The organism is Vibrio sp. QJM3NY_35, from assembly GCF_057785915.1.
In genome coordinates, this window is the sequence record NZ_CM173507.1 from 2,248,585 (window position 1) to 2,275,188 (window position 26,604).

The 26,604-nt window shown below is 43.5% G+C and carries 19 protein-coding genes; 12 read left to right on the forward strand and 7 right to left on the reverse strand.

From position 1 onward, the window contains the following. Nucleotides 1-330: 330 nt before the first annotated feature. Both AC3CH3_RS10070 and xthA read left to right on the forward strand, forming a co-directional pair. A complete protein-coding gene (locus AC3CH3_RS10070) occupies nt 331-2,421 on the forward strand; it encodes a S9 family peptidase (protein ID WP_488538174.1) in 2,091 nt (696 codons plus the stop codon). A 170-nt stretch (nt 2,422-2,591) separates the two neighbouring features. Then, entirely contained in the window at nt 2,592-3,398 is an 807-nt protein-coding gene (gene xthA, locus AC3CH3_RS10075; RefSeq protein ID WP_123284414.1) for an exodeoxyribonuclease III, read from the forward strand. Nucleotides 3,399-3,435: 37 nt separating this feature from the next. On the opposite strand, the gene AC3CH3_RS10080 is transcribed toward xthA, so the two are convergent. The 5 genes from AC3CH3_RS10080 to AC3CH3_RS10100 all read right to left on the reverse strand — a co-directional run bounded on the left by AC3CH3_RS10080 (nt 3,436) and on the right by AC3CH3_RS10100 (nt 9,708). Continuing rightward, complete coding sequence (locus AC3CH3_RS10080; RefSeq protein ID WP_488537081.1) at nt 3,436-6,300, reverse strand: ImpA family metalloprotease; 2,865 nt, start codon at nt 6,298-6,300, stop codon at nt 3,436-3,438. A gap of 231 nt (nt 6,301-6,531) precedes the next feature. Next, a complete protein-coding gene (locus AC3CH3_RS10085) occupies nt 6,532-7,209 on the reverse strand; it encodes an ABC transporter permease (RefSeq protein ID WP_048607432.1) in 678 nt (225 codons plus the stop codon). Nucleotides 7,210-7,211: 2 nt separating this feature from the next. After that, complete coding sequence (locus AC3CH3_RS10090; protein ID WP_488537082.1) at nt 7,212-7,952, reverse strand: ABC transporter permease; 741 nt, start codon at nt 7,950-7,952, stop codon at nt 7,212-7,214. 78 nt (nt 7,953-8,030) lie between these two features. Then, nucleotides 8,031-8,801, reverse strand: coding sequence for an ABC transporter substrate-binding protein (locus AC3CH3_RS10095; protein WP_019820903.1), 771 nt, complete (start codon nt 8,799-8,801; stop codon nt 8,031-8,033). 136 nt (nt 8,802-8,937) lie between these two features. After that, nucleotides 8,938-9,708 (reverse strand): ABC transporter ATP-binding protein, encoded by a 771-nt coding sequence (locus AC3CH3_RS10100; RefSeq protein ID WP_004736532.1) that lies wholly within the window; start codon nt 9,706-9,708, stop codon nt 8,938-8,940. Nucleotides 9,709-10,499: 791 nt separating this feature from the next. Between AC3CH3_RS10100 and AC3CH3_RS10105 the strand changes: the two genes are divergently transcribed. The 5 genes from AC3CH3_RS10105 to AC3CH3_RS10125 all read left to right on the forward strand — a co-directional run bounded on the left by AC3CH3_RS10105 (nt 10,500) and on the right by AC3CH3_RS10125 (nt 17,472). Continuing rightward, entirely contained in the window at nt 10,500-12,041 is a 1,542-nt protein-coding gene (locus AC3CH3_RS10105; RefSeq protein ID WP_019820901.1) for a DUF3360 family protein, read from the forward strand. Between the two features lie 307 nt (nt 12,042-12,348). After that, nucleotides 12,349-14,625, forward strand: a complete 2,277-nt coding sequence (gene pflB, locus AC3CH3_RS10110; protein WP_019820899.1) for a formate C-acetyltransferase — start codon at nt 12,349-12,351, stop codon at nt 14,623-14,625. Nucleotides 14,626-14,825: 200 nt separating this feature from the next. Then, nucleotides 14,826-15,827 carry a lipid A deacylase LpxR family protein gene (locus tag AC3CH3_RS10115; RefSeq protein ID WP_488537083.1) on the forward strand — a complete coding sequence of 334 codons (1,002 nt, stop codon included), beginning with the start codon at nt 14,826-14,828 and terminating at the stop codon, nt 15,825-15,827. 165 nt (nt 15,828-15,992) lie between these two features. Further along, nucleotides 15,993-16,733, forward strand: coding sequence for a pyruvate formate lyase 1-activating protein (pflA, locus tag AC3CH3_RS10120; RefSeq protein ID WP_171308477.1), 741 nt, complete (start codon nt 15,993-15,995; stop codon nt 16,731-16,733). A gap of 238 nt (nt 16,734-16,971) precedes the next feature. Continuing rightward, complete coding sequence (locus tag AC3CH3_RS10125) at nt 16,972-17,472, forward strand: YfbU family protein (RefSeq protein ID WP_054547269.1); 501 nt, start codon at nt 16,972-16,974, stop codon at nt 17,470-17,472. Between the two features lie 109 nt (nt 17,473-17,581). Here the strand turns inward: AC3CH3_RS10125 and AC3CH3_RS10130 are convergent, their stop codons facing one another. Then, entirely contained in the window at nt 17,582-18,334 is a 753-nt protein-coding gene (locus AC3CH3_RS10130) for a MipA/OmpV family protein (protein WP_019820890.1), read from the reverse strand. Between the two features lie 354 nt (nt 18,335-18,688). Here AC3CH3_RS10130 and AC3CH3_RS10135 point away from each other — a divergent pair, with 354 nt between their 5' ends. From AC3CH3_RS10135 to AC3CH3_RS10145, 3 genes are all read left to right on the forward strand, one after another. Then, a complete protein-coding gene (locus AC3CH3_RS10135; RefSeq protein WP_488537084.1) occupies nt 18,689-20,623 on the forward strand; it encodes a PrkA family serine protein kinase in 1,935 nt (644 codons plus the stop codon). Nucleotides 20,624-20,750: 127 nt separating this feature from the next. After that, nucleotides 20,751-22,022, forward strand: coding sequence for a YeaH/YhbH family protein (locus tag AC3CH3_RS10140; protein WP_017062133.1), 1,272 nt, complete (start codon nt 20,751-20,753; stop codon nt 22,020-22,022). A gap of 11 nt (nt 22,023-22,033) precedes the next feature. Next, nucleotides 22,034-23,596: a SpoVR family protein gene (locus tag AC3CH3_RS10145; protein ID WP_488537085.1), complete on the forward strand. Its 1,563-nt coding sequence runs from the start codon at nt 22,034-22,036 to the stop codon at nt 23,594-23,596. Nucleotides 23,597-23,792: 196 nt separating this feature from the next. Here the strand turns inward: AC3CH3_RS10145 and sohB are convergent, their stop codons facing one another. Then, the gene (gene sohB / locus AC3CH3_RS10150) at nt 23,793-24,860 is read right to left on the reverse strand and encodes a protease SohB (protein WP_488537086.1); all 1,068 of its coding nucleotides are present in this window, start codon (nt 24,858-24,860) and stop codon (nt 23,793-23,795) included. A 137-nt stretch (nt 24,861-24,997) separates the two neighbouring features. On the opposite strand from sohB, the gene AC3CH3_RS10155 reads away from it, so the two are divergent. Together AC3CH3_RS10155 and imuA are read left to right on the forward strand one after the other, a co-directional pair. Next, the gene (locus AC3CH3_RS10155) at nt 24,998-25,738 is read left to right on the forward strand and encodes a YciK family oxidoreductase (RefSeq protein WP_050621848.1); all 741 of its coding nucleotides are present in this window, start codon (nt 24,998-25,000) and stop codon (nt 25,736-25,738) included. Nucleotides 25,739-25,893: 155 nt separating this feature from the next. Next, nucleotides 25,894-26,601, forward strand: coding sequence for a translesion DNA synthesis-associated protein ImuA (gene imuA, locus AC3CH3_RS10160; RefSeq protein ID WP_488537087.1), 708 nt, complete (start codon nt 25,894-25,896; stop codon nt 26,599-26,601). Nucleotides 26,602-26,604: the final 3 nt, after the last annotated feature.

Here is a 26,604-nt window from a genome sequence, read left to right on the forward strand (position 1 = left end):
AACTCGAATCCGGCCAAACAAAGGAAAGGGACATACTGAAAAGTGTGTCCCTTTTTTGTTGTACATTTCTTCCACTCTCACGTATCAGTAATTTCATTTAACATTGCTTTGATTTTTTGAAAACAATAACAGGCACTTACGATGAAAGTGCATATCCAGAATCCGATTATAAATAACAATCACTGGACGGACACCAAAGTACCTAATAAGGATGCTGGCATTAAAACGAGTAAGGTGCACACTAAGGATATATAGATGCGTATCGCTTTAACCACATTAGCCGTATCGGTCGCGCTTGCAGCCGGATGCAGTAATCAAGGAATTACAACCATGAACCACTACTCTCCATCGCAGCTCGTCGCTCAGCAAAAACAAGCTCCTGTTGCTAAGAAAGTCCCTCATACAATGACGATTCATGGTGATACCCGAATCGATAATTACTACTGGATGCGCGATGATGAACGCCAAGATCCAGAGATCTTGCAGCATCTTGAACAAGAGAATCAGTACGCAGATACAGTGTTGAAACATACAGAAGCGTCACAAAAACAGTTGTTTGAAGAGATCAAAGGCCGAATCGCGAAAGACGACAATTCGGTACCAGTTCGCAAAGGCAGTTACTACTACTCAAATAAAGTCACTGGTGACAACGAATACCCAGTTCACTTGCGTGAAAAAAATTTTTTAGGCACAGACAAGCAAGTCATCTTAGACGTTAATGAACTAGCAAAAGGCCATGAATTCTTCAGTATTGGCGGCTTAACAATCAGCCCAGACGAAAACTTGTTGGCCTATGGCGAAGATACGCTGAGCCGCCGCATTTATACCATCAAGATCAAAGACCTCACGACAGGTGAATACCTAAATGATGAAATTGAAGGCGCTTCGAGTGCGATCGCGTGGCAAAACGACAACCAAGCCTTCTATTACATCAAAAAAGATCCACAAACATTGCTGGGTTATCAAGTTTACCGCCACACTTTAGGCACAGCTCAGGCAAACGATGAGTTAATCTACGAAGAAACCGATAGCGCTTACTACACCTCTTTGAGTAAAAGCAAAGATGGTGAACAAGTCTACATTTGGCACTCGAGCACAGAAACCAGCGGTGTTTCAGTCATAGATGCCAACGATCCAAAGGCTAAAGCCGAAGCTTTTTACCCAAAAGAGACAGGTATAGAGTACAGCATCGCTAAACTGGGTGATTGGTATTACATCTATACCAACTACCAAGCGGTCAACTTTCGTTTAATGAAAGTCACAGCTGAAGACATGCATGACCGCTCAAAATGGGGCGATGTCATTGCAGCAGACGATAACACTCAGCTTGTTGATTTCGAGTTGTTTGATGACCATCTTGTTTACGAGCAACGTGCGGGTGGCTTATCGACAGTGAAAGTTCGCCAACTCTCAACAGGCAACGAGTTCCCACTTGAATTCAACGACACCGCATTTGCCGCTTACCTAACGAGTAACTATGAATTAGATAACTCAAAAGTTCGTATCTATTACAGCAGCTTAACCACGCCAGGTACTTATTATGATTTCGACCTAAGTACAGGTGAATCCGAAATCAAAAAGCAAACACCCGTATTAGGTGATTTCGAAGCGGATAACTACCAATCAGAGCGAATCATGGTTACGGCTCGCGATGGTAAGCAAGTTCCTGTGTCTTTGGTTTATCGCAAAGATTTATTCAAGAAAGACGGCACTAACCCAATCTACCAATACGGCTATGGGTCTTACGGCTCTACGATTGAACCTACCTTCAGCTCAACTCGCCTAAGCCTACTAGATAGAGGTTTTGTTTATGCCATCGCACATGTCCGCGGTTCAGAAATGCTTGGTCGCCCTTGGTATGAAGATGGAAAAAAACTGACCAAACAAAACACGTTCAACGACTTTATTGATGTAACCAAAGAGCTTGTTGAAGAAGGCTATGGCGCTAAGGATAAAGTGTTCGCCGTTGGGGGGTCTGCTGGCGGTCTATTGATGGGTGCAATCATCAATCAAGCACCACAACTGTACCGTGGTATTGGTGCACATGTTCCGTTTGTAGACATTGCGACAACCATGCTTGATGAGTCGATCCCTCTTACGACTAACGAATACGACGAATGGGGTAACCCTAACAATAAAACCTACTATGACTACATGCTGAGTTACTCACCGTACGACAACATTAAGGTACAAAACTACCCAAACATGTTGGTGACAACAGGCCTACATGATTCACAGGTACAGTACTTTGAGCCAATGAAATGGGTGGCGAAACTGCGTGAAATGAAAACAGACAACAATGTACTGGTGTTCAAAACCGATATGGAAGCCGGTCACGGTGGCGCTTCTGGTCGATTTAAGCGATTAAAAGAAGATGCTCTTGAATACGCCTTCTTTTTAGACTTATTAAAAACTCAGTAGACTCAGCGTAACTGTAGGTATTCACACAATTTAACGTCGCCATTTAGTCTCGACAAAATGGCGACAGAAATTATTAAGCATGGTTAAATACGATGAACCATGAAATCCACCAAATCAAAAAATCTTTGAAAACTCGCAGTGACAAAGGTTTACGAGAGGTATAAAAACAAATGAAAGTAATTAGCTTCAACATCAACGGCCTGAGAGCCCGCCTTCATCAACTGCAAGCTGTTATCGACAAACACCAACCGGACGTAATTGGTCTGCAAGAGATAAAAGTACACGATGAAGCCTTCCCTATTGCTGATGTTGAAGCAATGGGCTACAAGGTTTACTTTCACGGCCAAAAAGCGCATTACGGTGTGGCTATGCTGTGTAAGCAAGAGCCAATCTCAGTTCAGAAAGGTTTTCCAACCGACAATGAAGACCATCAAAAGCGTATGATCATGGCGACGTTTGAAGATGAAAACGGTGAAAAGGTTACCGTACTAAATGGTTACTTCCCTCAAGGGGATAACATCAAGCATGAAACCAAATACCCGTACAAGCGCGAGTTCTACAAAGACTTGATGACTTACCTAAACGATCACCACAACAAAGATGAACAAGTGATCGTGATGGGCGACATTAATATCAGCCCTATCGACGCAGACATCGGCATTGGTGAACCTAATGCGAAACGTTGGTTGAAAACCGGTAAGTGCTCTTTCCAACCTGAAGAACGCGAATGGCTAAAAACTCTAATGGATTGGGGTTTTGTGGATAGCTTCCGTCTACTGCACCCTGAAGTGAATGATCAATACTCGTGGTTTGATTACCGTTCAAAAGGTTTCGTAGACAACCGCGGCCTACGTATTGATGTAGTCCTAGCAACTCAGAAACTTGCTGATAAGTGTACTGAAGCAGGCATCGACTACGACCTACGTGGCATTGAAAAGCCATCTGACCACGCACCAATTTGGTCGACGTTTAAGTAGAAAATAGGGAGCTCATGCTCCCTATTTACTTTTTAGATTAGTTGATTGGCCAAGGGGTTGTCCCGTCGATACTAATAGGTGCTGTGGCAAACTCATCGACACAATAACCTTGGTTTGAGCTCGCGAAGTACGTTAGTGGCATTGGTGGCAAATTCAGTGTCACTACTTGTTGTTTTGCTTTATCCGTAAAACTAAAGCCCCACATATCTAGATAATTCCGCATATCCCGCTCATTGACATAACTCAGCGCAACCAACAGCCAATCGTCGTTCGTGATCTGGTTTACTTCGTCTCTTGAATAGCTGTCAAAGCCAATGGTGTGCCTACGTGTAATCCACAACTCATCACTCGATTTTAAACGGTTGAACTCGCGCTCTATCAAATGCAATCGCCCTAACATATGCCAGCCATAATCTAATACGTCTTGATCTTGTGCTAACATCATCATTTGAATGAATATGCGTGCCCCCCAACTCCAACCAGTTTGATTCTGAGCTGCCATAAAAGCATTTGGGTCAGGTTGAGTTCGGCTCTGCTGCAAAACTTCATACTGCCCTTTAAAATCTAAGCCTTGGCAAGACGATACTTTTCCGGTGTCGTTATAATATTTTGATTTACTAAAATACGAATAGTAGTTCGTTGTAGAGTGCCCATCCCAACCGCTAAACCTAAATCGACCACGATCTAAACCATGCCCTAACTCGTGAAGATCACCATGCCCTAATGGATGAAACGACCAATAGGCATCATACGGGTTTCCTGAACAACCATAGCCACAGTTAGCTTGGTCTGCGTTCATATGCTTTACAATGTCAATGGTTGCAATTTCCCAGCCCTTGTCTTCCCCGTATTGGTGTATTTCAGCAATTTCATCAATACCCGGCCCTTTAAAGCCTGCAAGTGCATGAGGAAAGTTATGTACATAACGCTCTGTGGCAAGAGCCATATCATGAGGCTGAGCCCAGTCAGCAGCACTGATAGACTCATTCATTTTGTCTAGTTTAGAGTGGACTTCAAATCCAGGTGTTACCAGTTCTGCCCAGTCAAACTTTCCTTCTTCAAGCTGTGCCACAAAACTATCGTTGTCCGCTTCACTTCGCCAAACCGGGTGTTGAGCAACATTTTCAAAACGCAACTCCACATCGATATCATTGGTATCAAAATGAACCTGTAATGTTCCACCATAGGCTGAAGTGAGATAAATCGTCTCTCCTGGTTTCACTGGATAGGTTACCGAGGTTAAAAATTTCGGCCGAGCGTAACCGTCATTGCCTGAAAACTCGTGTGTCGCGCCACTCCGCAATGTATTAAATGCAATAGACGTAGCCACTTCGTTACTGTCTAAGCGAGTCACCTTAATCGTCTCACCTGGCAATGCGTACACTCCAGCTGATCGAAAGTGTCTCTTGGACTCCAAGGCAATTGTTTTGGTGACGAGCGGTACGTTTTCAAAACTCTTGGTACTAAAATTGCCTAGGCTTGGTTGCGCCGCGTTATACACGCGACTGTTGTAGGCCGCGTAATCACTGTAATAGGAGCGAAGAAAATCAATTCTCTCTGTCACGCTCTTACCCATTGGGTACTGAACGTCTTGACGATAATGATCAGCAAGTAGCAGCAACAGCTTTTCATATTCATAATCATCTGTTGCGAACAGGTCAACTTTCTTACTATCTAGCGACGTTAGGTGTGCACGTATGCTGTTTGCTGCAGTATAGAACTCTTCATCCATATTGGATTCATCAGGGCAAGATTTATCATCACAGGTACTCAAGTCAACTGTGAAACTGTCGTCTTTTAGTCTTTGTAAAAGCGCTTGTTGCTGGACAATATTATCCGGTATTTGATCAATCAGCTGTGTAGAATCCCAGTTCGATAAACCTAGCTTACGCCAATAGTTGTCACCAACGTAAGTCATGTGCATTTCTGAAAATAGCGCGTTACCTAAGTCCGTCATACCGCCATCAAGATGTAGGTATAACACCGGAATATTTTTACTGAACGCCAAACGTAACCCTGAAATCACATCTTCAATATCATCACCATCATTTAACTTTTGAGACAAAACGAGTAAGTCAGGGTTATTGGCTTCAAGACATTGACTTAATTTACTGCCATCACAAGCGTTGTCAGCGTTGAGGACCATAGAAGCATTAACATTGTCGATTAACCAGTTTCGTGTCGCTTGGTCATCAGGAAAGTAATGAGACTGATCAAGCTGAGCCAACACAACATTTTGTGGCGAGTCAGTACTAGAAGTCCACCTAACCAAGTTATTCAACCAAGTATCCATCTCTTCGTTGACAGAATCAGGGAAGCGCTGCTTAGTTCGAAACGGGTTACTTGCCAATGCTGCATAGCGGCTGTCGTCTGACGTATAACCCGCAATACCAATGACAAGCTCTTGGTCGGAATACCCATCTTGCATCGCTTTATTGGATTTTAAGATGGCATCGTTAAAACCATAGGTAGGTAAGAGAATTGCCGAGTCATGTGTTGGATCCCAATGAAGATTGCGTAAAGGCTCTCCTTCAGAGTTTTGGGATAATGCTTGCTTAATATGATTGAAGTTCGAGTTGTATTGAGCAACTAATGCTCGGCTAGCATCAATAAACTCTTGAGAGTCCGTTACATGAGAAGCATCACCTGTGGACAATGCCTTTTGTACCGCGGTTTGTGGAGTTGGAGTAATGCCAGGATCACCATTTCCGTCACCTTCATTACCTTCCCCACCAGAACCACCAGAACCACCAGAACCACCAGAACCACCAGAACCACCAGAACCACCAGAACCACCAGAACCAGTTTGGGCACTTTCACCGCCGCTGCCACCTCCGCATCCTAAAAGTGATAAGGCAATCGCACAAAGCACCAAATTGGATAGTAACTTACTCTTTTTCATCATTATTCCATACAACAACAAAATTTCGCTGAGTCTATCTATCGCTAAATCTAAAGCAATTAATCTCATGAATATGTGAGTGCAATTTGAAGCAAGTTAACTATTTTTAAAAATCCTCAGTTAACACGCTCTTTTTTCCGCCGAAAAATTAAAGAACAGTAGTTTTGACGATATAAAAAACGGCGCTATGAAAGCACCGTTTGTTTAACTGAGATTGTTACTGTGTACTTATTAGCTTAGTGGTCTTAGGTAAGCAAGGAAACGCTTCTCTGCGAATTTAAAAATCGCAATGATGATAAACGTTAGCGCCATGTAGAACAGACCTGCCGTTAGGAAAGATTCGAATGGAGCGTAGTAACGTGAGTTAACCAAACGCGCGGCACCTGTTAAGTCCATAATCGTTACGATACCCGCAACTGCTGAACCGTGAAGCATGAAGATAACTTCATTACTGTAAGCCGGTAATGCGCGACGTAATGCACTTGGCAGAATAATACGGCGGTAAGTCTTAGGTGTACTCATACCGTATGCTTTTGCTGCTTCCACTTCACCTTTCGGTAAACCGTTAATCGCACCACGAATGATCTCTGCAGTATAAGCTGACGTGTTAAGAATGAATGCCACCAACGCACAGAACCACGCGTTTTCCCATAATGTGTCTTTCACAGGGAAGAATTGGTCCATACCGTAGTAAATCAGGTACAACTGAACCAGTAATGGCGTACCACGGAAGAAATAGATGAATGACCAAGCCGGAGCATTAATCAGCATATTGGGGCTGTTACGAGCGATAGCTAATGGTATGGCGACAAACAAGCCAATTACCAAAGCGACACAAACCATCCAAGCCGTTGTCCATAAACCACCAAGGTAAATAGGCAGGCTTTCAATTATCAATGAAAAGTCCATAACTACCTCGCGTGGATACTAAATTTACGTTCAACCAGCTTAAGTAAGCCCGTTGAAACACTGGTGAAGAATAAGAAGATAATCGCCACAGTCATGTAAAAGGTAAATGGCATTTTGGTTGAACCTGCCGCCAGTGCGCTAACACGTACCATGTCTTCTAGGCCAATAATCGAAACCAGCGCGGTGGTTTTAAGTAGTACCAGCCAGTTGTTACCAAAACCCGGTAAGGCGTGACGAATCATCTGTGGTAACAGTATGCGGTGAAACGCCTTTACAGGGCTCATACCATAAGCTTTTGCCGCTTCCATCTCACCGCTGTCGACAGCCATGATCGCACCACGGAACGTTTCTGCCATATAGGCACCAAAGATAAAGCCTATGGTTAAGACACCAGCAACAAATGGGCTGACATCAATATAATCAGGTAAGTAAGCGGCCCACTCATGGTTAGGGTCACTCGACGTGAACCATTCATTGAGCCACTCATTGATGGAATACAAACTGTTGTTTAAAAGGATTTGTCCACCAAAGAAAATCAACATCATCAATACGAGATCAGGAATGCCTCGAATAACGGTTGTGTAGAGGGTTGCAATAGCACGAGCCCAGCGATAAGGCGCGAGTTTAGCTAAGGCACCTAGCATACCAAGAACCATAGCTAAAATTAGCGACAGCAAGGCAACTTCGATCGTAAGCACCGCCCCTTTCAGGATCGAAGCTTCATATCCTTGTAAATCAAACATAATGAATTCCAACAGAACTGCGAAAAAGTTGGTAGACAGGGAGAGGATAACCTCTCCCTTAAGAATTGACGCTAAAGATTACTGGCCGTATACGTCGTAGTTGAAGTATTTAGCAGCGATCTCTTGGTAGATGCCTTTTTCACGTAGTGAAAGGATTGCAGCATCTAATTGCTTAGTCAGATCTTTGTCTTGCTTACGTAGAGCAATACCAAAACCTTCACCGAACCACTTAGGATCTGTTAGTGATGGGCCAACAAACTCGTAGTCTTCACCACCAGCTTTGTTTAGTACGCCTTCTTCTAGAGCAGATGCATCGCCCAGTACAGCAGCAACACGACCGTTAGCTAGATCAAGGTAAGCTTCATCGAATGAACCGTAACGAACGATTTCTACAGTGTCACCGTAGTTGTCTGTTAGGTATTTATCGTGCGTTGTTGCACGTTGAACGGCGATCTTTTTACCACTTAGATCATCAAAGTTAAGGTCTGCACCTTTCTTAGCGATGAAATTGTTTGGGATAAGTGCGTATTTACCAGTGAAGTCGATTTTTTTCTTACGTTCTTCCGTGATAGACATTGCCGCGATGATCGCATCATATTTACGAGCAAGTAGAGAAGGAATAATACCATCCCAGTCTTGTGCAACGATCTTACACTGCACCTGCATTTCAGTACAAAGCGCGTTAGCCATATCGACATCGAAGCCTTTCAGTGAACCGTCAGCTTCTGTCCAGCTAAATGGAGGGTAAGCACCTTCAATACCAAAGCGTACTGTTTTCCATTCTTTTGCTTGAGCTACGCCCGTTGCAGCAGTTGCAGCAAGTGCCGCGACTAATAACCACTTTTTCATATCCCTACTCCTGTGATTTAGGTTTTTATGTTTTGCTAGTTTTAATATTGTGTTTGTTGTTGCTTATTAACTTACTTGTTGTGTTTTATTGTTCACACCGTCGCTGTTTGCCTTGGCAACGGCATTTCAATTCTGATTAGTAAATCGATGAGATAAATTGTTGTAAACGCTCAGATTCAGGTTCCGTAAACAGTTTAGCTGGATCGCCCTGTTCTTCCACTAGACCTTGATGCAAGAACATCACATGGTTAGATACGTCACGAGCAAAAGCCATTTCGTGCGTTACCACAAGCATGGTTCTTCCCTCTTCTGCTAGATCGCGCATTACACCAAGCACTTCGCCGACTAACTCAGGGTCTAATGCCGATGTAGGTTCATCAAACAGCATAACTTCAGGATCAACCGCTAGCGCTCGCGCAATAGCAGCACGCTGTTGTTGGCCGCCAGACAAATGACCCGGGTAGTAATCTTTACGCTCATACAGCCCTACTTTCTTAAGTAGTAACTCTGCATTTTCAATCGCTTGTGCTTTAGGTACGCCTAAGACGTGAACAGGCGCTTCGATAACATTTTCGAGAACGGTCAGGTGAGACCACAGATTGAAACCCTGAAAAACCATCGCCAGACGAGAACGGATTCGCTGTACTTGTTTTTCATTGGCAGGAACAGAAACACCTTGGCGGTTGTTTTTCATTTGAATTAATTCGCCATTAACCCAAATCTCGCCTGCGGTAGGTGTCTCTAAAAGATTGATACATCTAAGGAAAGTACTCTTACCCGACCCTGAAGATCCGATAATCGATACTACATCGCCTTTATGCGCAGAAAGTGAAATTCCCTTTAAAACTTCATTTTGACCAAACGTTTTGTGTAGATCCTTTATGTCCAGCGCCGGTACATCTTTCATGCGCTTTCTCTCCCAAGTTTGTGAAAATGCAAGGTACTCCGACCTTTTCATGCGATACAAACTAGCACCACACGGAATAACATGCAACAAATTATTAACCTAATATTTTGGAATAAATAGCGATTCACTCTGACTTATTATGCAAAAGGTAGCGTTTTCGCCTCAGTTTAATGAATGAGTTCTATCAATAAGCTGTAATTACACCCCTTACATTGTTTAAATAAAGTTAATCAAAATGAGATTCTCGTAGCTGGATATCTCACAAGAAAAATACGTTTTGTGAACTTATAAACATTACTTTCGACAAAATATAGCGCACGCATTCAGCACACCAACCTCACCATAAGGCACAATTATTTTAAGGTTATTACATTGTAAGTATTTTACTCAGAGCGTGGGATAAGCGAGTAATAGTGAGATAACTCAGTAAACATAAAGCATTCAGCCAATGCCATAGCGGTAAAGGCTCGGAGAAGATAAGAAAACGACAGTTTGTGAAAACTAATTACACGATTCATCAATGGGAAGTTAATGAATCGCTGCGTTTTGTAGCTTTCTTTCACATACACTCATAAAGTGATCAAGATCAATCACCCTAAAGGGTAAGCTTGTTAGACTCCTCAGCAAAGAATAAGGCATTAAAAATGCCAAACATTTCTTTTAACTTAGCTGCATAAAGCACATTAAAGGCGTGCAACATAATGTTAATGAGTTATAACTAAGAAATAACGCAATTACGCGAACTTATAGAATTCAATTTTAGAATTACTAACATAAAATATGAGGAATCTATGTCAGACGTTGTGAACAATGCGAACTCTGAAGTAGAAGAGAAAAGCTATAAAGAGCTACACCGCCCTGCTTCTGAATTTGAGAGCCGCTCAGATTATCTAGATCACGAGCTTCAAATCATGAAGCCTCGCCGCTTCGGTCTAAACCTTCCAGGTCGTGACTTCCGCTTTGAACTTGAAGACCTTGTTCCTGCACTTGCTGGTACCATTGGTATCATCGCGATGTACTCTGCAGTAATGATGTCTTGGGCTGATGGCCTAACTCAAGCTTGGGATCACGTAAACCTTGGTAAAGAGTTTGCGATTGAAGTCGCTCGTGTAGAAATGCTTATCCCTGCACTGCTGTTCTGTATCCTTGCTTCTGGTTTCTTTAACCCTAAAGCAAACCTTGCCGGTAACCACGGCCCAATGATTCCTCTTATTGGTACCATCGCTCTAGCTGGTGCTCACCCTCTTGCATTGGCAATCCTTATCGGTGTCTTCGGTCTAATCCTAAGTTTCCTAAAAGGCGGCTCCAAGCTGGTTAACCTGACTTCTGAAGGTACCGCGGGTGGCTTGCTTATCTTCTTAGGCCTAACGGGTACCATGAGCCAAATCAACTCGATTCAAGAATGGGCGGTTGGTCTTCAATCTTCTACTGTTGAAGCGGGCAGCATGGGTTACGTTGGTTTAATCGTTCTTGCTATTACTATTGCTATCTACGCTTTCCTAGCAAAAGTGAACAAGCGTTGGTTAGCTATTCCAGTGTGTGCATTCACTGGCCTTGCTATAGCGTTAGTATTAGGTGCTGGCTTCGACATCGTATTCGAAACTGAAATGGGCATTCCAAACCTAAACCCAGTTTACTGGTGGGGTTCTACTTCTGAAGGTTGGATGCTTGGCTTGCCAAACGTTGAACACTTCATCGCTTCTTTACCATTCGCAATTCTTGCCGTAGCAATGTGGTCACCAGATTTCCTAGGTCACCGTATCTTCCAAGAACTGAACTACCCTAAACGTTCTGAAAAAGTTCTGATGGATGTTGATGACACAATGACGATGTGTTCTGTACGTCAAATGGTGGGTACTGCAGTGGGTGGTGGTAACATCACTTCTTCTTGGGGTACTTACATGATCCCAGCTGCAATCGCGAAGCGTCCTATTCCAGGCGGTGCGATTCTACTTGGTTCGCTATGTATCATCGTTGCGATTCTTGGTTTCCCAATGGACGTAGCAGTATGGCCACCAGTGATGCGTGTTGCGCTACTTGTAGGTGTATCTCTGCCTCTACTTGAAGCGGGTATGCAAATGGTTAAGGATTCAAAAGATTCTCAAGCGGCTGGTATCTGTATCTTCGGTTCAGCGGTTGTTAACCCAGTATTAGCATGGGCACTGACTATGCTTCTAGATAATAACGGTCTAATTGGTGATAAAGAACGTGCGAAGCGTCTATCATTTGTAGATAAGATTGTTATCCCAGTTGGCGTTTTAGTTATTTGTTTAGTAGCAATGCTTGCAGTTGGTATGCTAGAAAGCCAATATGGCCTAAAAGCTTGGCTATAATGGTCCTTACTACACAAAAGTAGTATTAGGATTAAAAAAAAGTTTGGGTGGCAACCCCTGCCACTCAATTTTTTTCAACTTTTTTTGGCATTTATTGATTTAGTTTAAGGTTTGCAGAAATTTTTTAGCGTAGTCTTGAATACATAGAGTAAAGACAACATATAAAAGGTAGTGACAATATATATAACCATATGACGCTTATATGCTCATATATATTGTTATTAATAAGAGTGTACTACCCTTACGAGGGGCGCTGGCTCAACAGTGTTAATGTACGTATTTTTTCTACTAAAAAGGTAGGTATGTCATGGCAGAGCAATTTGCTAAAGCTTGGGAAGATTTTGCTGCAGGTGAGTGGCAAAGCGAAGTAAACGTTCGTGATTTCATTCAAAAGAACTACACGCCGTATGAAGGCGACGAGTCTTTCCTAGTTTCTGAGGGTACTGAAGCAACTAACAAGCTTTGGTCTTCGGTAATGGAAGGTATCAAACAGGAAAACGCAACTAAAGCACCTGTAGATTTCGATACTTCTGTTATCTCTACCATTACTGCTCACGATGCAGGTTACATTGAGAAAGATCTTGAGACTATCGTTGGTCTACAAACTGAGAAGCCACTAAAACGTGCAATCATCCCTAATGGTGGTGTACGTATGGTTGAAGGTTCTTGTAAAGCATACGGTGAAACTCTTGACCCAATGGTTTCAAAAATCTACTCAGAATACCGCAAAACACACAACGCTGGCGTTTTCGATATCTACACTCCTGATATCCTAAAATGTCGTAAGTCTGGTGTTCTGACTGGTCTTCCTGATGCTTACGGCCGTGGTCGTATCATTGGTGACTACCGTCGTGTTGCACTTTACGGTATTGATTTCCTAATGAAGGACAAAGCTGCTCAATTCGCTTCTCTACAAGAGCGTTTCGAGAACGGCGAAGATCTTGCTGCAACAATGCAATTGCGTGAAGAGATCTCTGAGCAACATCGTGCTCTAGGTCAAATCAAGCAAATGGCTGAGAAATACGGTTTCGATATCTCTGAGCCAGCTCAAACTGCTCAAGAAGCTATCCAGTGGACTTACTTCGGCTACCTAGCTGCTGTTAAATCTCAAAACGGTGCTGCAATGTCTCTAGGTCGTACTTCGACTTTCCTAGACATCTACATCGAGCGTGATATCGCTGCTGGCAAAATCACAGAAGACCAAGCACAAGAAATGATCGACCACTTCGTAATGAAGCTGCGTATGGTTCGTTTCTTACGTACTCCTGAGTACGATGAACTGTTCTCTGGCGACCCAATCTGGGCAACAGAGTCTATGGGTGGTATGGGTATCGACGGCCGTACGCTAGTAACGCGTTCAAACTTCCGTTTCCTAAACTCTCTATACACTATGGGTCCTTCTCCAGAGCCAAATATCACTGTTCTTTGGTCTGAGCAACTGCCTGACGGCTTCAAACGTTTCTGTGCGAAGGTATCTATCGATACTTCTTCTATCCAGTACGAAAATGATGACCTAATGCGTCCTGACCTAGAGTCTGATGATTACGCTATCGCTTGTTGTGTATCTCCTATGATCGTTGGTAAGCAAATGCAGTTCTTCGGCGCTCGTGCTAACCTTGCAAAAACTATGCTTTACGCAATCAACGGCGGCGTTGATGAGAAGCTTAAAATGCAAGTTGGCCCAGTTGGCGACAAGATCACTGACGAAGTACTTAACTACGATGACGTAATGGGTCGCCTAGACACATTCATGGACTGGTTAGCTAAGCAATACGTGACTGCGCTAAACAGCATCCACTACATGCACGACAAGTACAGCTACGAAGCGTCTCTAATGGCTCTTCATGACCGTGACGTTCGTCGTACTATGGCTTGTGGTATCGCTGGTCTATCTGTTGCTGCTGACTCACTATCTGCAATCAAGTTCGCGACTGTTAAACCAATCCGCGACGAAGATGGCATCGCAACTGACTTCGAAATCGAAGGCGATTACCCTAAATACGGTAACAACGACTCTCGTGTAGATGATATTGCTTGTGAACTAGTTTCTACGTTCATGAACAAGATCCGTAAGCTTAAGACTTACCGTAACTCTATCCCTACACAGTCAGTTCTTACTATCACGTCTAACGTGGTTTACGGTAAGAAAACAGGTAACACTCCAGACGGTCGTCGTGCTGGCGCTCCTTTCGCTCCTGGTGCAAACCCAATGCACGGTCGTGATGAGAAAGGCGCTGTAGCTTCACTAACGTCTGTAGGTAAACTACCGTTTGCTGACGCACAAGATGGTATCTCTTACACGTTCTCTATCGTGCCAAACGCACTAGGTAAAGAACAAGACAGCCAACGTGCTAACCTTGCAGGCCTAATGGATGGTTACTTCCACCACGAAGCTGGCATTGAAGGTGGTCAACACCTTAACGTTAACGTTCTTAACCGCGAAACTCTTGAAGACGCAGTTAAGCACCCTGAGAAATACCCTCAGCTAACAATCCGTGTATCTGGTTACGCTGTTCGCTTTAACTCTCTAACTGCAGAGCAACAAGCTGACGTAATCGCACGTACATTTACTGAGTCTCTATAAGCTCACGCTCAATAGACAGTAAATAATATTAGCCTCGCCAATGTGCGGGGCTTTTTTATATCTGCTGTAAATCGCACAAGCTTAACCCATCCCGCGAAATGTTAGGTTGAGCAAAAAAACACCCTACCATTCACTTTTTTTCCACAAAATCACTCAAATTACGGTAATATCGCGATTCATAATTTAAGAGTAACTGCTCCATGAAATACCTGCGTTGTTTACCCCTAATTCTCCTCTCCTTTTCATCTTTGGCATCTGATCGTTCTACAGTCACTTTTGCTTTAGATAACGACGGTATTTTTGGTGTCGACCAAGACTATACCAACGGCTTATTTCTGGGTTACACATCATCAAGTATTACGCCATATAATTGGGTAAAACCATTGAGTCTTTCCTACTGGGGCGCAAGCTCTCTAGACAAATGGGAAATCACCATTGGCCACAAAATGTATACCCCTTCTGACATAGAGTTAGAAACGCCATCAGCCAATGATCGCCCATATGCCGGTTACCTTCACACTGAATTCAACTACATCAGCTTGAATCCACAACAAGCCCAGCGCTTTAACATCACGTTTGGTACAACAGGTGAGCGCGCACTTTCCGAAGATGCTCAAAAGCTGGTTCACTCGATCACTAAATCAGACGAGCCTATGGGTTGGGAATACCAAATAGATGATGAGTACGCGGGTAGCGTTGGCTATTTAAGCCATTTCAACCTAATGCGTAATCAATCTATTGCGAACACCGACTTTGAAATATCAAATATCTCAGAAGTTAATGTGGGTAACTTTAGAAGTGATATCCAAACGGGCTTTATGTTCCGTTGGGGTACTGATTTAGGTGGCAACTTTGGCGCGGCCAACATCACTACTGAAAACCCATTCAAACCGGGTATGATTGGCGCATCAAACAATGGCTGGTTTACTTACGCAGGTCTCGAAGGTCGTTACCGATTTAATGACCTGACGATCGAAGGCGACCGTTCTGGCGTTGATGAATACGCGAGAACAAATAACCAAGATCCGGCTATCTACGATGTTACTTTAGAGAACATTCAAGCGACAGCGGTACTTGGTATGGCTTGGTATAACCAATACGTTGGTGCATCCTTCGCACTAACAGCAAAAACACCTGATTACAAAGAAGCAAAAGAATCTGTCTATACCACTGGTGGCATTACCATGTTTGCTTTCTTCTAGCCATCAGCAAGGGCTTTCGTCCTTTATTTTTCCGGGTTTAATAAAGGCGATCACCTTCACAGGTGATCGCCTTTCTTTTTAAAGACCTCGTTACCATTTGACCCTATTTTATGTACCGTTTTTGTAATAAAATACACGGTATAAATTCCTCTACGAGAATAGCTCATGTCTACAACTGGTCGCATTCACTCATTCGAATCTTGTGGTACTGTCGATGGCCCTGGTATCCGCTTCATTGTGTTTCTTCAAGGCTGCTTAATGCGTTGTATGTACTGCCATAACCGCGATACATGGGATCTTCATGACGGAAAGGAAGTAACGGTCGAAGAGATCATCAACGAAGCAAAATCATACCGTCATTTCATGAAAGCCTCTGGTGGTGGTATCACCTGTTCTGGTGGTGAAGCGATGCTACAACCTGAGTTTGTTCGTGACTTCTTCCAAGCGGCGCAAGCTGAAGGCATTCACACTTGTCTTGATACTAATGGCTACATTCGTAAGCACACTGAAGTGGTCGATGAAGTACTAGAAGCCTCTGATCTAGTGATGTTGGATCTTAAACATATGCGAGATGAGATACATCACGATTTCATTGGCGTATCAAACAGACGTACTTTAGATTTTGCACGCTACCTGCACAAAATCGGTAAGAAGACATGGATTCGTTACGTGATAGTTCCTGGCTACACGGATACGCCTGAAGATGCTCATCTGCTAGGTGAATTCATCAAAGACATGGATAACATCGAGAAAGTAGAACTGCTTCCATACCATAAGCTTGGTGCACATAAGTGGGAAGCACTTGGTTTTGACTACCCTCTTGAAGGTACAAATCCGCCAAGCAAAGAGAAAATGGACGAAATTGTTGCTGTTCTAAACCAGTACCATTCAAACGTAAAGTACTAGTACTGGCTAAAGTACCAATACTGACGACGTTAAACCCCCGTTTCAAACGCCTCAATTTCAATTGGGGCGTTTTCTTTTATGGCTCAAACTATCCTTTCACTTTTCTTTACAACTTTTGTTTATCAATTCAAAAAATCATATTAAATCTGTGTTGAGATCATGTTTCCACGCGTAGGAATGCTGTTACTCTTACTGCAACAAAAGAATATAACATTTAGTTTTTAGTGAGGCTCCTCCCATGGAAATGACCAATGCTCAGCGTCTAATTCTATCAAATCAATACTACCTAATGTCTCAAATGGATCCTGAGAACTCCGCTAAATACCAACGTCTACAAACGATTGTAGAGCGTGGTTACGAACTTCAAATGCGTGAACTTAATAAAGAATTTGGCTGTTTGACTGAAGCCGAATGTCGCGAAGTTATCGACATCATGGAGATGTACCATGCCATGCAAGAGTCGAACAAAATGCTTGCAGAACAAGAACGTGCTGAAGTTGATCAACGTCGCCTACAGTTCCTAGGTTTTGATATCGCTTCTGAAGCTCAGAGCGTACATTACGTGCGTTTCCTTGTTGATTCTGAAGGTCTTTACCCTCAATTCGACAAAGCAGATCACCACTTCAATAGCCAAATGCCAATGCTAGAGAAATACCGCCGCATGCTAACAACATGGCGTAATTGCCCTCGTCAGTACCACCTATGTGCGACAGAGCTATCTCAAATCTTTAGCGCTTAGAACGTTAAGACATAAGTTTTAAGTTGGCTTATAACAGTTTCAAAAAAAGGGTTACTCATCTTGAGTAACCCTTTTTAATGTCCGCATTTAGAGAGAAAAACCAAAGCAACTAGAAGACGTAAGCAACACCGACGTTTGCGGCCATGTTAATGCCACTTTCAAGTATTGGGCTGTTCTCAATATCACCTTCAAGGTTGGTATAACGAACGCCACCAGTTACTCGAACATTTGGCGTAACATGCAGATAGCCACCTAAACCAATAAAGTACTGACCATCCCAGTCTGCGTCGAATTCATTTAAGTTAGTTCTTGCCGCTTCAGCTGAACTCACACCATATAAATGATTGTTCAAACGCTCACTGTTGTAGGCGTAACCAATAGATGGGGTAATCGCCCAGCCATTACGACGAATAGGTAGGCGCCATGCTGCTTCCGCATAAATACCGTTGTGCTTAAAGCCTAAATCCGAACCCGCAGTCGCTTCAAACATACCAACCAGAGTGATCACTTGGTAGCTGATACCGCCCAATATTGAGGCATCACGTTCATCCAACTTTTTAATATCGACGTTATCGGAATCACCCGGCTTTAATGTTCTTGAATCATAAACCGCTCGAAATACGATGTTTTGCGGTGAGCCTGCTGGTAATAAGCGATAACCAGCGCTGAATCCACGCATAAAGAAGTGCTCGCCTTCATAACCAACCATAGGGATTACGGCACGGTTTGACGGTGTATCTTTATAAACAGCAGGAGAATAAGAGGCGGCAACACCCAGTGACCACTGCGAGATTCTTGCATGTGTTGTTGAAGCCAGTAACGCAGCACTGATAGCCACTATTTTTAACCCATTATTCTTCACTACATCTACCTATTTATTGAGCAATTTTTGATAACGCCGCGCATTATATGGTACTTCATCCCAAAAAATCAATAGAGCCCAGTTATACATCTAATGCACATAAATCCATTGTGAGTATTATTAAGCGACCTAAAATCTCAAAACAAACGGCCAGATCCCCTCGAATGTAAAATAATTTGATTCTACGCGCCTCAAGTTGCCTATTGCGCTCGCCAGGTTTTTCACACGCAAAATTGTAAATAAATACATAATTGTTAAGCAAAATTGTGGAAGCGGGTCTAACCTTAAAATGTAGGGAGAGCCTATTTTTCAATCGCTCGTCAGTTTTGACTGGTTAACAAGGGGAATGTGACTATGAGTATTTTTGACCACTATCAATCACGTTATGAAGCAGCCAAGGAAGAAGAGCTGACATTGCAAGAGTTCTTAGGGCTGTGTAAAGACGATAAAAGTGCTTACGCTAATGCTGCCGAGCGCTTATTACTAGCTATTGGTGAACCGGAGGTTATTGACACCGCTCAAGACCCACAACTGAGTCGTATTTTCTCGAACCGTGTCATCTCACGCTACAGCGAATTTAAAGATTTCTACGGTATGGAAGATGCGATTGAACAGATTGTTTCTTACTTAAAACATGCTGCGCAAGGTTTAGAAGAACGTAAACAAATCCTTTACCTACTCGGCCCTGTGGGCGGTGGTAAATCTTCTCTCGCAGAAAAACTCAAAGCCCTGATGCAGAAACTACCAATCTATGTATTGTCTGCTGACGGTGAACGAAGCCCAGTAAACGATCACCCATTCTGTCTATTCGATGTTAACGAAGACGGCGACTTATTGAAGAACGAATATGGCATTGAGAAACGCTATCTTCGCTCAATTATGTCTCCGTGGGCAGCGAAACGTCTGCACGATTTTGGCGGTGATATTTCCAAATTCAAAGTCATCAAACTACGCCCTTCTATTCTCGATCAAGTTGCGATCGCGAAAACAGAGCCAGGTGATGAAAACAACCAAGATATCTCGTCTCTGGTTGGTAAAGTTGATATTCGTAAACTTGAGCACTTCTCTCAAGATGATCCTGATGCCTACAGCTACTCTGGTGCGCTGTGTAAAGCCAACCAAGGTGTGATGGAATTCGTGGAGATGTTCAAGGCTCCAATCAAAGTATTACACCCTCTACTAACGGCAACGCAAGAAGGTAACTTCAACGGTACCGAAGGGCTTTCTGCACTGCCATTTGACGGTATGATTCTGGCTCACTCGAACGAATCTGAGTGGCAGACCTTCCGTAACAACAAAAACAATGAAGCCTTCCTCGACCGTGTGTACATTGTAAAAGTCCCTTACTGTCTGCGCGTTTCTGAAGAAGTTAAGATCTACCAGAAGCTGCTAGAACACAGTGAGCTATCGAAAGCCCCTTGTTCACCAAGCACACTCGATCTGCTATCGCAATTCAGCATCCTATCGAGACTGAAAGAACCTGAAAACTCTTCTCTGTTCTCAAAAATGCGTGTTTACGATGGTGAGACTCTAAAAGACACCGATCCAAAAGCGAAGAGCTACCAAGAGTACCGAGATTATGCTGGTGTTGACGAAGGCATGTCGGGGCTATCAACGCGTTTCGCCTTTAAGATCCTGTCTCGTGTATTTAACTTCGACCAAGCCGAAGTGGCCGCGAACCCAGTGCACTTGTTCTACGTTATTGAGCAGCAAATCGAACGTGAGCAATTCCCTCAAGAGACCGCTGAGAAGTATCTAGAGTTCTTGAAAGGATACCTAGTGCCACGCTACGTAGAGTTCATCGGTAAAGAAATTCAAACCGCTTACCTAGAGTCTTACTCTGAGTACGGTCAGAATATCTTCGACCGCTATGTCACCTACGCAGACTTCTGGATTCAAGACCAAGAGTACCGCGATCCAGAAACAGGCCAGCTATTTGACCGCGCTTCTCTGAATGGTGAACTAGAGAAAATCGAGAAAACCGCCGGTATCAGTAACCCTAAAGACTTCCGAAATGAGATTGTGAACTTTGTGCTTCGTGCCAAAGCCAACAATAACGGTCAAAACCCAGTGTGGACGAGCTACGAGAAACTGCGCACTGTGATTGAGAAGAAAATGTTCTCTAACACAGAAGAGCTACTTCCTGTTATTTCGTTCAATGCTAAGACCTCAACGGATGATCAGAAAAAACATGACAACTTCGTTGCTCGTATGATGGAAAAAGGCTACACCGAGAAACAAGTGAGACTGCTATCTGAGTGGTATTTAAGAGTTCGTAAATCCTCATAACTAAACGGTATTGAGCTGCTCAACTGAGCAGCTCGTAAAAACCAATAACTTTTATACCTTAGTAAACCAATAACTCTTATACCCGAATAAAAAGTAGGATCGCGACATCAGCTGAGAGGGAGTTCTTATGGCACAATTTATCGATCGGAGGCTCAATGGCAAAAATAAGAGTGCTGTGAATAGACAGCGTTTCTTACGACGCCATAAAGAGCAAATCAAAGAATCTGTGGCCGATGCAGTCAACCGACGCTCAATCACCAATACTGAAACGGGTGAAGACGTCACTATTCCCCATAAAGACATCAAAGAGCCAAACTTTCACCAAGGTCAAGGCGGCGTTAGAGAGCGCGTTCACCCAGGTAATGATCAGTTCATCACTGGCGATAAAATCGAACGCCCTAAAGGTGGTGGTCAAGGTGGTGGCTCAGGCCAAGGCGACGCAAGCCCTGATGGCGAAGGCCAAGATGAATTTACCTTCCAAATTTCAAAAGATGAGTATCTTGATATTCTCTTTGAAGATTTAGCTCTACCTAATCTAGAGAAAAATCAGGTCAACAAAATCACCGAATGGAAAACTCACCGCTCTGGTTACCAAAGCGCGGGGATTCCATCCAACATCGCTATCGTTCGTTCACTGCAGCAATCTCTGGCTCGTAGAACCGCGATGACAGCAGGTAAAAAGCGCGAGCTTAACCTACTGATGGAGCAGCTTGACCAAGTTAAAATGACGGAGCCGGCGCAACCTTTTGAAGAAGGTCGCCTCAAAGAAGAGATTGCCGAGTTACGTAAAAAGATTGAAAGCGTGCCGTTCATTGACACCTTTGACTTACGTTTTAAAAACTATGAGAAGCGCCCTATTCCATCTAGCCAAGCCGTGATGTTCTGTCTAATGGATGTATCGGGCTCTATGGATCAGGCCACGAAAGATATTGCGAAGCGCTTTTATGTCCTTCTGTATCTGTTCCTAAACCGCACCTACGAAAACGTCGATGTTGTGTTTATTCGTCACCATACTCAGGCTAAAGAAGTCGATGAACATGAGTTTTTCTACTCACAAGAAACCGGTGGCACCATTGTTTCGAGTGCACTGAAACTGATGAAGGAAATTGTCGCAGACCGCTACCCTGCGAATGAGTGGAACATCTATGCAGCACAAGCCTCTGATGGCGATAACTGGGCTGATGACTCTCCTCGTTGTAAAGAGTTACTGGTCAATACGCTTCTGCCAACTTGCCAATATTACTCTTACATCGAAATAACGCGCCGCTCTCATCAAACGCTTTGGCACGAATACGAAAAACTCGAGAGTAGCTTCGACAACTTCGCCATGAAAAACATTAAAACGGTGGATGATATTTTTCCTGTGTTTAGAGAACTGTTCCAGAAAGAGACAGCGTAAGGGAGTTTGCCATGACAGCGAAATCAAACGTTGCAGAGAAAGACAAAGCTGCAAAGAAGAAAAACGACAAGATGCTGCCTGATGGTCCAGATTGGACATTCAACCTCTTGGAGAAATACCACGTAGAAATTAAGCGTGTGGCGCAGCATTACCGTTTAGACACTTACCCAAACCAGATTGAAGTGATTACTTCAGAACAGATGATGGATGCCTACTCGAGCATTGGTATGCCTATCAATTACAACCACTGGTCATTTGGTAAGAAATTCATTCAAACCGAACAAAACTACAAGCATGGTCAGATGGGCTTAGCGTACGAAATCGTAATCAACTCCGATCCTTGTATCGCTTATCTGATGGAAGAGAACACGGTCACGATGCAGGCGCTGGTAATGGCTCACGCTTGTTATGGCCACAACTCTTTCTTTAAAGGCAACTACCTGTTCCAAACATGGACCGATGCCAGTTCCATCATCGATTACTTGTTGTTCGCTAAGAAGTACATCAGTGGTTGTGAAGATAAATATGGTGTTGCTGAAGTCGAGCAGCTCCTTGACTCTTGTCACGCACTGATGAATTACGGCGTAGACCGATACAAACGCCCTGAGAAGATTTCCATTGCAGAAGAGACAGCAAGACAAGAAGAACGCGAAGCTTATCTGCAATCTCAAGTGAATGAGCTATGGCGAACCGTTCCTCAGAATAAAAGTAAGGAAGAAGAGACCAAGATCCGCTTTCCTAGCGAGCCTCAAGAAAACATTCTCTACTTTATCGAGAAGAACGCACCACTGCTTGAACCTTGGCAACGAGAGTGTGTTCGCATCGTTCGCAAAGTGAGCCAATACTTCTACCCTCAAAAACAAACTCAAGTGATGAACGAAGGCTGGGCAACCTTCTGGCATTACACCATTCTTAACCACCTTTACGACGAAGGCTTGGTGAGTGATAAGTTCATCTTAGAATTCCTACACAGCCATACCAGTGTCGTCGCACAACCCGCCTACAACAGCCCTTATTTCAGCGGAATAAACCCTTATGCGCTTGGCTTTGCGATGTTTAGAGACATCCGACGCATCTGTGAAGAGCCAACCGATGAAGATAGAGAGTGGTTCCCTGAGTTAGCCGGAAGTGATTGGTTAGAAGCAGTGCACTTTGCGATGCACAACTTCAAAGATGAAAGTTTCATCAGCCAATACCTTTCTCCAAAAATCATTCGAGACTTTAAGCTGTTCTCTGTACTCGACGACGACCGTAAAAACACCATCGAGGTGAGTGCTATTCATGATGATCCGGGCTATCGCCTGATTCGTGAGAAGCTTGCGGCGCAATACAACCTAAGTAACCTTGAACCAAACATTCAGGTGTTTAATGTCGATATTCGTGGTGACCGCTCAATGACACTGCAATATGTGCCTCACGACCGCATCCCGCTTGATAAAGGCTACGACGAAGTGATGAAGCATCTCTATCGCTTGTGGGGCTTTGATGTGATTTTGGAAGAGCTCAAAGATACGGGTCATAGAGAGATTTTGACTACTTGTCCAAAACGTAATGATTATGGAGCCAAGATTTAATATCAATCACAGTAAGTCAGTGTTTGGTATAAAACTCCGCTCCCCCTACAACATAGTGGTCACCCGCTCGGAAGTGGAGCAATAAAAAGCGCATAAGTCTGATGACTTATGCGCTTTCTTTTTAAGGCTCAAACGTCTGCAAATGAACGTAAGGCACTAAACCTAGAACTAGAACTAGAACTAGAACTCAATAAGCTTAAACAATCGGCTTTTGGCCGCGTGCAATCAATTTCATCAGCACGCTGTCTGCAGATTTACCTGCCACGCCCGCTAGTTTGTCTGAAAGCTTTTTCTTCTGTACGTAATGAATCGCTAGAACCGTTTTGTCCTTACATGCCGCTACGACTAAGTCATCAGAAGTGCTGATCTCATCCACCAGCCCAAGTTCATGTGCTTGTGTACCAAACCAATGCTCACCCGTTGCTACTTTTTCAAGATCTAACGCAGGACGATGGTCACGAATGAAGTCTTTGAACAGGCCATGTGTCTCTTCTAGCTCTTCTTTAAACTTCTCGCGTGCTTTATCGCTATTCTCACCAAACATAGTAAGCGTGCGTTTGTACTCACCCGCCGTTAACTGTTCGAACTCAATATCATGCTTTTTAAGCAGTTTGTTGAAGTTTGGCAGTTGAGCGATAACACCAATAGAACCAACAATAGCAAACGGTGCAGATACAATTTTGTCTGCGATACATGCCATCATGTAACCGCCACTTGCGGCGACTTTGTCTACCGAGATAGTCAGAGGCAAACCTGCCGTTTTGATACGATCAAGTTGAGAAGACGCCAAACCATAGCCGTGAACCATGCCACCGCCAGACTCAAGTTTTAGCAATACTTCATCACCTTCACGAGCCACAGCCAGAACCGCCGTTACCTCTTCACGTAATGAAGCCACTTCTTTCGCATCAATGCTGCCGTTAAAATCAAGAACGAATAGATGTGGTTCACGCTTACTATCAAGCTCACCCTCTTTCGCTGCTTTCTTCACTTCTTTACCGCGTGATTTTACTTTCTCTTTTTCCGCTTTCTTTTCTGCTTTATCACGGGCTTTGATGAAAGCATCATCATGTAGATGGTGCTCTAGTTGTTCAATCGTCTGTTTATGATGTTCAGATAGGTTCGTGATTTCCAGCTCACCTTTAATCGCGCTTGATTTCCCACCCACAGATTTAGCAATCACTAAAATTGCGATGATGGCGATTACAACGGTCGCAATCTTGGCCAAAAACAAGCCGTAGTCCAACAAAAATTCCAATGTCATATCCCCTATTGTATGAATTAGTGTATTGTAACCATCTTGTCACGATTACCAAGAATTTCTCATCATTCCTGCGGTTATCTGTGTGATTAAACATCAATGGAATGACGAACATAATAAAAGAAAGAAGGATAAGCACAGTGGATTACCCAATCTCTACAGATGCCCTCAAAGATAAAGTAATTTTGGTTACAGGTGCCGGTGCTGGCATTGGTCGCCAAGCAGCACTAAGCTTCGCTCAACATGGTGCAACTGTCATTCTGTTAGGCCGCAATGTTAAAAACCTTGAATTCATTTACGATGAAATCGAAAGCGCTGGTTACCCACAACCTGCGATTATCCCATTGGATTTAAAAGGTGCGACAAAGCAGAACTACGTTGATATGGCTGAAACCATTGAATCACAGTTCGGCCGTTTAGACGGTCTACTTCATAATGCTGGTGTTCTCGGCACTCTGAGTCCATTTGAGCAGATTGATGAAGAAACCTTTGATGATGTTATGCAGATCAATGTGAAATCTGAGTTCTTGATGACTCAAGCATTACTGCCTGCACTTAAAAAAGCAGAAGCAGGTCGCATCGTATTTACCTCTTCAACGGTTGGTCACTCAGGCCGTGCATTCTGGGGCACTTACGCGATTTCTAAGTTTGCTACCGAAGGTATGATGCAAATCCTAGCAGACGAGCTTGAAGACACGAACATCCGTGTTAACGCAATCAACCCGGGCGGCACTCAAACACGCATGCGTGCAAAAGCGTACCCAGGAGAAGATGCGAATAAGCTAAAAACGCCACTCGACATCATCCCACTGTACCTACATTTAATGAACCCAAGCGTGACAGATATTAATGGCCAATGTATCGATGCTCAACCTAAGTAACTGATATCATTAACCAATAATAAAAAGTCGCTTCCATAGCGGCTTTTTTTGTATCTAAATCAACCATCTAATATTTAGTTCACCTAATTTTCATCATTTTGCTTTGCATCTTTTTCATTGTTAAATATACTGTATGAATATACAGGTATTTAATTATGCATGAACTAATAAAAAACTTACAAGACCGCCAGCTAATCTGGAAAGGGTTACAATCAACAACGCAAGGAAGTACCACTTCAACAGGCTATCCTCAACTGGATAAACAGCTTGATGGCGGCTTCCCGACGCACGGCGTTATTGAGGTTGAATCACAACAAGGGATCGGCGAGCTTCGCCTACTTACGCCCTATTTATCTCAACAAAACTCGCAAAAACTGGCCATATTCATTAACCCGCCAGGGAAGATCTGTGCCGAGTTTTTTAACAGCCAAGCCATTGAATTAGAGAACATTCTCGTTATCCAGCCCCAACGCGATCTCGATGCGTTGTGGGCGGCTGAGCAGTGCCTCAAAAGCGGCGCTTGTCACTCTGTATTGCTATGGGGAGCCGATCTAGAAATACACCAAACAAAGCGCCTACAAGCAGCCAGTGAAACCGGTAAGTGCCTGCAATTTCATTTTAAAGCCACCAACCATAATCAACTATCCCTGCCCGTTTCCTTAAGCATGAAACTGTCTTATCACGCCCAAGGGTTGAAGATAGAGGTAACAAAAAGAAAAGGCAGTTGGTCGTATGGCAGCTTTATTCTAGACATGACACACAACTGGCCATTACTCACAGAGAAAGTTGTTTATGAAGACAATTTAGACCGGACTTTGTCCGGTAACACTGTGCTGGCTTTTCCTATTGCGAAGCAAGGCTAGCGT